The organism is Bradyrhizobium sp. WSM3983 (assembly GCF_000473045.1).
GTDB lineage: Bacteria > Pseudomonadota > Alphaproteobacteria > Rhizobiales > Xanthobacteraceae > Bradyrhizobium.
Map to the genome: position 1 here is coordinate 19,855 of NZ_AXAY01000053.1, position 8,251 is coordinate 28,105.

Here is an 8,251-nt window from a genome sequence, read left to right on the forward strand (position 1 = left end):
GCAATCCAGTTTGGCTCCGCGAAGAGACTCTGGATTGCTTCGTCGCAAGGGCTCCTCGCAATGACGGAGAGGAGCGTCGCTTTAGCTCACGCCGCGAGCAAATCCTGCAGCGCCGCGCCGTTGGGGACGCCGAGGCCGGAGCAGGCGTCCCAGCCGGGGCCGGCCTTGTACATGCCGTGCAGCGAGCCGGTGATGTCGTTGTTGCCGACCGTGATGTCGCGGAACACGCCATGCGCATGCGAGGCGTAGATCAGCGGGTTGATGAAGCCGACCGTCTTGCCGAATTTCTTGGTCGTGGCCTCGTTGATGCGGGCGATCAGTCCGGCCATCAACGGCGCCACCGCACTGGTGCCGCCGATCGTGGTCATGACGCCGTTGAGGAAGATCTGGTAGCCGGTCGCGGGATCCGCATCGCCGGAAACGTCGGGCACGCCGCGCCCGACCGAATGCGACGGCGACTTCGGCACATGCGCGTTGGCCTGGTATTGCGGCCTGGGGAATACGATGCTGACGCCGCCCCCACCCGCGCCGTCCTGCGGGCCACCGTTCCAGACGACCTCGGTGATCGTGCCATTCGAGGCCCTCAAATTGGTCCCGCCACAGGCCAGTGCAAACGGGCTCGAGGCCGGGAAATCGGCGTGCGGCTTGCCATCCCAGTCCCCGCCCATGTCAGCCGAGCCGTTGTCGCCGGAGGCGACGCAGACGGTGACGCCCATCGCGGCGGCATCGCGGATCGCCTCGTTGAGGCCGTCGACGAATTGCTGCGAGCCGGCCGGATCTTCCGGTCCGCCCCAGCTGATCGAGATCACCGAGGGTTTTCGCGCGGTGTCGTGCACGGCGGCCTTCACCGCGTCGATGAAGCCGTTGGTGGTGTTGGGCGCGAAATAGACCACGATCTTGGCGCCGGGTGCGATCGCGCCGGCCACCTCGATGTCGAGCACGACCTCGCCGTCGGCCTCGGAATGGCCGGGCTTGTTGGCGCCGCCGTCGACGCTTGCGGGTACGATCCGCGGCATCTGGATGCCTGCCTTCTTGAAGAAGGTTTTCAGGTCCGAGGTCTTGTAGCCGGCCCCCGTTGGATGACCCTTGTTGTCGATGTCGTTAAGCTCGATGATGGCGATGCACTGGCCGGCGCCGGTCTCGCCGCCCGGGAAGTTGTAGAGCTGCGCGATTTGCTCGACCGAGAAGCTGCCGCCCTGGCCAGCGCGCGCGGTCGCGCCCTTCTTCGCTGTCTTGTTGGCGGTCTTGCGCCGGAAATGCGGCTGCGCCACCGGCCGGTTGTCCAGGCCGTGCACGCCGACCACGATGCCTTCGAGCTCGGCCGGGATCTGCACATTGCCTTTGCGCATGCGATAGGTCGCGCCCTCGTGCTTGACCTTGTTGAGCTTGACGCCGAAGGCCGCGGACATCGCCTGCACCGTGCCGGTCAGCTTCACCGTGCGGGAGGCCAAGTGCACGCTCTTGACGTTGAGCTCGTGGTGATGGGCGAAATCGTCGATCTTGGCGACGTCGGCCGTATCGGCACCCATCTGCTCGGCGAACTCGGTGCGGGAAAGATATTCCCGCTCGCGCGGCGGTTGCGCACCGAGCGCCATCACCTGCTCATCGTCGGCGCGCTTGGCGCGCAGGCGAACGCTGATCTCGATTTCCTGCTTGGGGTCGGCCGCGCCGACGAGCTTGGCTCCCTTCGGCAATTTCCGGGCGCTGTTCACCAGCGCGACACGCTTAGTCGAGCTTGCCATAACTTCCTCCGTTTGTGATTGGAAGGCGGATTGCCGCATCTCAACTATAGGTGTAATCTCAGCGGCGATTTGGTTCAGGTGATTGATCGATTTTTTCAAGAAATGTCTTTTCTATCAGCGTAAATCCGCTGCTCTGTCAGAGCGGCACGACATCGGTCAATAGATCAGACCATTCGCTGCCAATGATTTCGATCTAAGATTGCAACTCTCGGCAAGTCGAGGTCGGCGACGTCATCGTCAGCCCGATCGTGCATTTTTCCAGCAAGCCCGCCGCGACGAAAACGTTCGCGCAGGCCAAATCGCCGCGACCGCAACGGATCAGCCTCTCTTGCCGAAGCCGCCTGGTGTGTCTACCTCTCGCAGGTGGTTTCGTGAGAGGTTCCCATGCTGGATGCCGCCGTGAAGGCGCTGTCGCAAATGATGTCGCCGGCGATGCGGTCGATCCTGTGGCGGTCGATCGGGCTGGCGCTGGTGCTGATCGTCGTGCTGGCGATCGGCTTGCAGCGGCTGCTGAGTTGGTTCGCAACCTATGGCGAGGTCTGGCTGGAGGGCTTGCTCGGCCCCAGCTGGCACTCGTCCCTCGAGGTGCTCGCCTGGATCATCTCGATAGCGGCCGGTTTCGGCGTTGTGTTCGGCAGCGTGTTCCTGATGCCCGCGATCACCTCGCTGGTGGCGAGCTTCTTCGTCGACGACGTCGCCGACATCGTCGAGCGCGAATATTATCCGGCCGAGCGGCCGGGCAGCGCACTGCCGTTCAATCAGGCCATCCTCGAGGGCATCAAGACCGCGTTGCTGACCATCCTCGTCTATCTCGTCGCATTGCCGCTGGTGTTCCTGGCCGGTGCCGGTTTCCTGATCTTCTTCCTCGCCGCAGCGTGGCTGCTGGGCCGCGAATATTTCGAGCTCGCCGCGATGCGCTTCCGCTCGCCGGAGGACGCCAAGGCGATGCGGCGCGACAATGCCGCGACGATTTTCACCGCGGGTCTGTTCATTGCGGCCTTCGTCTCGATTCCGATCGTCAATTTGGCGACGCCGATCTTCGGCATGGCCTTCATGGTCCACATGCACAAGCGGCTATCGGGCTCGCGGCCTGAGCTGATCGAGCCGGCGCGGCAGATGCGGTGAAGTGAGACCGCCGCACTAGCGGGATCTACGTCACCTGCACTCCGCATTTGCGCAGCAGCATCTTGGCGAAGCCGAACGGCGCCGGCGTGAACGGGCCCGGCGGCGCGCGGGTGATCAAAGCGATGAAGCCGAGCGCGGCCATCGCCAGCCAGAAGCACAACCAGAAGCCGTCGATATAAGCGAGCACATTGGCCTCGCGCGCGACGAAGCCCGCGAGTGTGCCGACCGCGCGCGCCGACGCCGAGCCGGCGCCATGGGCGGCGAAGTGATCGGCGAGCTGCTTCAGCGCGCGCACCACATTGGCGTCGCCGACTTCGAGGTTCTGGCCGATATAAAAAGAATGGACCTGCTCGCGAACGCGCAGCCACGTTCCCATCAGCGCCACGCCGATCTCGGCGCCGCCAAGCCGCATGATCTGGATATAGGCGGCAAAGGAGGTCGCGCGGCTCGGATCGGAATTGGACAGCAGCGTGATGATCAACGGCAGCAACGTCAGCGACTGCCCGATCGCCTGGAGCAGCACGATGCCGATGAAGTCCTCGCGCGCCCAGTCGTGGCTGAGCTGCGTACCCCAGAGATTGGCGGCGGCAAAGCAGGCAAATCCCACGACCACCACTGTCCGCGTATCGAAATGCCGCAGCAGCCAGATCGAGATCGGCACCAGCACGAACATCGGCAACGCGCCGTAGGTGAGCAGCAGCAGGCCGCTCTGCTCGGGCCTGAGCAGCCCGATGGCGGCGAGGAAATTCGGCACCAGCGACGAGTTGGACAGGCTGGTCAGGGTGTAGAGCAGAATCAGGACCAGCGACAATCCGATATTCCGTGAGAACAGCACGTTTACATGCGCCCAGGGCTGTCGCACCAGCGCCTCGTTGATGAGGAAAGCCACGAACAGCGCCCCGCCACCGACGAGCAATGCCATCACCGTGCCGGAGCCAAGCCAGTCCAGGCGATTGCCTTGGTCGAGGCCCGCATAGATCATCGAGACCCCGGTACCGAGCAGCAGCATGCCGCCCCAATCGGCCTCGCGCAGCAACGCGCGATTCACGGGCTCGTTCGGCGTGCCCAGATAGACCATGAGCCCCATCAAGGGCGCGATCGCGACACTCTGCCAGTAAAGCCATTGCCAGCCGAGATGGTCGACATAGAAGCCGACCAGCGAACTCGAAGTATCGAGCGCGAAGCCGACGCGAATCGAATAGAGCGCGATCGCCGGCAGCCACCAGCGGATCGGCAGATTGCGAAATATGATCATCAGCGTCGCCGGCACGAAAGTGCCGAGCAGCAGACCGTGCACGACACTGAGCGCGATCAGCGTCGGAAAATCATGCACGAAAGGGACGATCAGCGAGACGATCGCATAGACGAGGCTTGGAATGCCGAGCACGCGCCGCAGCCCAAACGCGGTCGCAAGCCACGCCACCGCGGGCGCAATGAGGATTTGCGAGCCGATGCCGGCGGTGGAGAGCCACGCGCCCTCGTCGAAGCTAAGCCCGAACGCGCCGCGCAGGTCAGGCAGGCCGACCGTCGTCAGCCGGCTGTCGAAATTGGCGAGGAACGAGCCGAGCAGCACGGCCGCCACGGCAAACAGCGGCTGCGCCGCGACGCCGCCGCGCGAGATCGGCCCGTGGCCGACATCGTCATTTTCCGCCATCAGCGCCCTTCGTGTCGATGCGGGTAACGACCGACATGCCCGGCACGAGCCGCGCCAGCAGCGGCTGGTTGTCGTCGAACTGGATACGCACGGGAATGCGCTGCACGACCTTGGTGAAATTGCCGGTCGCATTGTCCGGCGGCAGCAGCGCGACCTGCGCGCCGGTCGCGGGCGCGATGCGCTCCACCCTGCCATGGAGCCTCTCGCGCGAAAAACTGTCGACGGTGATCTCGACCGGTTGACCGGGCTGCACGTGAGTCAGCTGGGTCTCCTTGTAGTTTGCGATCACATATACCTTTGGCAGCGGCACGACGTTGATGAGGTTGGTGCCGATGTTGACGTAATCGCCCGGCTGCACCTGGCGCTCGCCGACGACGCCGTCGAACGGCGCCGTGATCTTGGTGTAGCCGAGCTTCAGCTTCACGCTCGCCAGCGTCGCCTTGGCCGCCTCGACGTCGGCGGCGCGCTGCTTCTTGGTGCCTTGCAGGACTTCGAGCTGATGCTGCTGCGCGGCGATCACGGCGCGGCTGGCGCGCACGTCCGCCTGCGCCTTGGCGAGACTCGCGACCGCCTGCTCGTATCGCTGCCGCGTGCCGGATTCGGTTTGCGACAGCGATTGCTGGCGCTCCTGCTCCTGCTTGGCTTCGACCTCCAGCGCCTCCGCGGACAGACGCGAAGCCTCGGCCTGCGCGATGGTCGCATATTGCAGCTCGATCTGGTTGGCCAGATTGTCGAGCACGGCTTGCGCGGCAGCAACCGCGGCCTCGAACTGCGCGACCTGGGCTTCGTAGTCGGCTGGATCGATCCGGATCAGGAGGTCGCCGGCCTTGACGCGCTGGAAGTCAGTCACCGCGACAGTCAGCACCTCGCCGGAGACCCGGCTCGCAAGCCGCGTCAGCTCGGCTCGTACATAGGCGTCATTGGTGGTCTGGATCACCGCATTGCCGACCCATTCGTCGAAGCGCAGCGTCGCCAGCGCAACGAAGGCGAGGGCGACGATCACCGCAAATAGCGGGATCGCGAGCCGGCTCCAGAGCGAGCTCGCCGGCCGCTGCGTCGGCTTGGGCGGCGGGGCCGGTGTGGCTGCAGGCGCGGGCGACGAAACTTGTTCCTGCTGACTCACGATAGGCCCCCAAAACCACTTTACCCGAACGCCGTGCTCAGACCGTCTTCTCCGGCCACCGGCAGAGATCATTGATCAGGCAAACCTCGCAGCGCGGCTTGCGCGCGAGGCAAGTATAGCGGCCGTGCAGGATCAGCCAATGATGGGCATGCAGCATGAATTCGGCCGGGATCACCTTTTCGAGACCAAGCTCGACGTCCAGCGGCGTCTTGCCGGGTGCGAGCCCGGTGCGATTGCCGACGCGGAAGACATGGGTGTCGACCGCCATGGTGTGCTCGCCGAAGGCCATGTTGAGCACGACGTTGGCGGTCTTGCGTCCCGCGCCCGGCAGCGACTCGATCTCGGCACGCGTGCGCGGCACCTCGCCGCCGAAATCGCTGAGCACCTTGGCCGACAGCGCGATCACATTCCTGGCCTTGGTGCGGTAGAGACCGATGGTCTTGATGTACTCGCGCAAGCGTTCTTCGCCGAGGTCGAGCATCTTTTGCGGCGTATCGGCGATCTCGAACAATGCACGCGTCGCCTTGTTGACGCCGGCATCGGTTGCCTGTGCCGACAGCACCACGGCGACCAGCAGCGTGAAGGGATTGAGGTGTTCGAGCTCGCCCTTCGGCTCAGGATTGGATTTGCGGAAACGGCTGAAGACTTCGTGGATCTCAGCGGGGGTCCAAGGTTTTATGGCCTTGAGCGATTTCTTGGCCGGCGCCGATTTCTTAGCGGAAGGCTTGGGCTTTGCCGTGGCCGCCTTTGCCTTTTTCTTCGGCACCGCCGCTTTGCGCGGGGCCGGCTTGCGGGTGATTTTCGCCATGATCGGGATATACTGAGGGACGATGAGCACAGGCAATGAAATTGAGCGCCAAGGTTCTGAAGGTCATGCCGAAGTGCAGATCTTCTCCGCGCTGCTGACGCCGCACCGCTCGCTGAACCGCACCGGCTTCCTTGCCGTAATGCTGTTCCTGAGCGTCGTCAGTTTCGTCACAGGAATTGTCTTCCTGATGAAGGGCGCCTGGCCGGTGCTCGGCTTTTTCGGCCTCGACGTTCTCGTCGTCTGGTGGGCTTTCAAGGCCAATTTCCGCACCGCGCTGGCGCGCGAGGAGATCACGGTCACGACCTCCGAATTGCGCGTGCGGCGCATCAGCCATCGCGGCCAGGTCGCGGAATGGACCTTCAATCCGCTCTGGGTCCGCCTCGACATGGAAGTCGACGAGGATCTTGGCATCGAGCATCTCTATCTGATTTCGCGCGGCCATCAGATCCAGATCGCAAGGTTCCTCGGACCGGAGGAGAAGTCTAGCTTTTACAAGGGGTTGGTTGAGGCCCTGAACGCCGCCAAGCGCGGCCCGACCTACAATCCGGTGACCTGAGCGCAGTCAGAAATCGGGTGGTTTCGCACCCCCGCCGCGCCTACATTTCCGGTCATGATGACACTCGCCATACATGACCAGCGCCTGGCCAAGCCGGGCCACCAGAACGCCGCGCTGCGCGACTATGATTCCGTGCGCCGGGCAATCGCTTTCATCTCGGAAAAATGGCGGGCGCAGCCGACCATCGAGGCGATGGCGGATGCGGCCGGCGTCACGCCGGATGAGCTGCACCATCTGTTCCGCCGCTGGGCCTCGATCACGCCGAAGGCCTTTATGCAGGCGCTCACCCTCGACCACGCCAAGGGACTCTTGCGGGATTCCGCGAGCATCCTCGATGCGGCGCTCGATTCAGGGCTCTCAGGACCGGGCCGGCTGCACGATCTCTTCGTCACCCATGAAGCGATGTCACCGGGTGAATGGAAGAACGGCGGCGCTGGCTTGACCTTGCGCTACGGCTTCCATCCCTCGCCGTTCGGCACCGCGATCGTGATCGCGACCGATCGCGGCCTCTCGGGTCTCGCCTTTGCCGATCCCGGCGAGGAGAAGGCCGCGCTGGCCGACATGACGCGGCGCTGGCCGAACGCCACTTACGTGGAAGATCACGAAGGCACCGCGCCGCTGGCGCAGCGCATCTTCGACACAAAACTGTGGCGGCCGGACCAGCCGTTGCGTGTCGTGCTGATCGGCACCGATTTCGAAGTGCGGGTATGGGAGACGCTGCTCAGGATTCCGATGGGCCGCGCGGTGTCCTATTCCGACATCGCCTGCAACATCAACAATCCGAAGGCCTCCCGCGCCGTCGGCGCAGCCGTCGGCAAGAACCCGGTGTCCTTCGTCGTGCCCTGCCACCGCGCGCTCGGCAAGAGCGGTACGCTCACCGGCTATCACTGGGGCATCACCCGCAAGCAGGCGATGCTGGGCTGGGAAGCCGGGCAGCTGGGGGTGCAGTAAGCCAAGTGTCGTAGGGTGGGTTAGTCTTACTGAGTCATTCGGTCGCGGCCGCGGTGGGCGGAGAATCAAATATTTGAGGAGATTCAATATTTGGCATGCGGAGGGCCAGATGGATCTCAATCAGGGTGAAAGCAGCGGGGCACGGTTTGCGGCCTATGTAGCTGGGCTTGGAAGTGTGATCGGTCAGGCAGTGCGGATGAGGCCGCTGCGTGACTATTGCACCGGCTTGATATTGCCGGGCGAACGTAAGAGCGTCGAGCCGATGGCTGCGCGGACGGCTCCGGCGCGGACG

The 8,251-nt window shown here is 64.2% G+C and carries 7 protein-coding genes and 1 pseudogene; 4 read left to right on the forward strand and 4 right to left on the reverse strand.

What is annotated here, in order from left to right; translation table 11 throughout:
- Window positions 1-86: 86 nt before the first annotated feature.
- A complete protein-coding gene (locus YUA_RS0139470) occupies window positions 87-1,742 on the reverse strand; it encodes a protease pro-enzyme activation domain-containing protein (RefSeq protein WP_027535569.1) in 1,656 nt (551 codons plus the stop codon).
- 384 nt (window positions 1,743-2,126) lie between these two features.
- Between YUA_RS0139470 and YUA_RS0139475 the strand changes: the two genes are divergently transcribed.
- Complete coding sequence (locus YUA_RS0139475; protein ID WP_027535570.1) at window positions 2,127-2,867, forward strand: sulfate transporter family protein; 741 nt, start codon at window positions 2,127-2,129, stop codon at window positions 2,865-2,867.
- A gap of 25 nt (window positions 2,868-2,892) precedes the next feature.
- Here YUA_RS0139475 and YUA_RS0139480 read toward each other — a convergent pair whose 3' ends face one another.
- From YUA_RS0139480 to nth, 3 genes are read right to left on the reverse strand one after another with little or no spacing between them, the layout of a single operon-like run.
- Entirely contained in the window at window positions 2,893-4,521 is a 1,629-nt protein-coding gene (locus YUA_RS0139480) for an MFS transporter (protein ID WP_027535571.1), read from the reverse strand.
- Entirely contained in the window at window positions 4,508-5,644 is a 1,137-nt protein-coding gene (locus YUA_RS0139485; protein WP_027535572.1) for an HlyD family secretion protein, read from the reverse strand. The genes YUA_RS0139480 and YUA_RS0139485 overlap by 14 nt, the downstream gene beginning before the upstream one ends.
- Before the next feature lie 37 nt (window positions 5,645-5,681).
- Window positions 5,682-6,452 (reverse strand): endonuclease III, encoded by a 771-nt coding sequence (gene nth / locus YUA_RS0139490; protein WP_027535573.1) that lies wholly within the window; start codon window positions 6,450-6,452, stop codon window positions 5,682-5,684.
- 22 nt (window positions 6,453-6,474) lie between these two features.
- Here nth and YUA_RS0139495 point away from each other — a divergent pair, with 22 nt between their 5' ends.
- From YUA_RS0139495 to YUA_RS49450, 3 genes and pseudogenes are all read left to right on the forward strand, one after another.
- On the forward strand, window positions 6,475-7,008 hold the full coding sequence (locus YUA_RS0139495) for a DUF2244 domain-containing protein (RefSeq protein WP_027535574.1): 534 nt from the start codon (window positions 6,475-6,477) through the stop codon (window positions 7,006-7,008).
- Window positions 7,009-7,062: 54 nt separating this feature from the next.
- Window positions 7,063-7,959 (forward strand): bifunctional helix-turn-helix domain-containing protein/methylated-DNA--[protein]-cysteine S-methyltransferase, encoded by an 897-nt coding sequence (locus tag YUA_RS0139500; protein WP_027535575.1) that lies wholly within the window; start codon window positions 7,063-7,065, stop codon window positions 7,957-7,959.
- A gap of 109 nt (window positions 7,960-8,068) precedes the next feature.
- Window positions 8,069-8,251, forward strand: a pseudogene (locus YUA_RS49450) (IS701 family transposase); the annotation flags it as partial.

Bases quoted from the DNA above. Each gene is read 5' to 3' on its own strand.
- YUA_RS0139470 (WP_027535569.1), bottom strand. From the start codon at position 1,742: ATGGCAAGCTCGACTAAGCGTGTCGCGCTGGTGAACAGCGCCCGGAAA.
- YUA_RS0139475 (WP_027535570.1), top strand. From the start codon at position 2,127: ATGCTGGATGCCGCCGTGAAGGCGCTGTCGCAAATGATGTCGCCGGCG.
- YUA_RS0139480 (WP_027535571.1), bottom strand. From the start codon at position 4,521: ATGGCGGAAAATGACGATGTCGGCCACGGGCCGATCTCGCGCGGCGGC.
- nth (WP_027535573.1), bottom strand. From the start codon at position 6,452: ATGGCGAAAATCACCCGCAAGCCGGCCCCGCGCAAAGCGGCGGTGCCG.
- YUA_RS0139495 (WP_027535574.1), top strand. From the start codon at position 6,475: ATGAGCACAGGCAATGAAATTGAGCGCCAAGGTTCTGAAGGTCATGCC.
- YUA_RS0139500 (WP_027535575.1), top strand. From the start codon at position 7,063: ATGATGACACTCGCCATACATGACCAGCGCCTGGCCAAGCCGGGCCAC.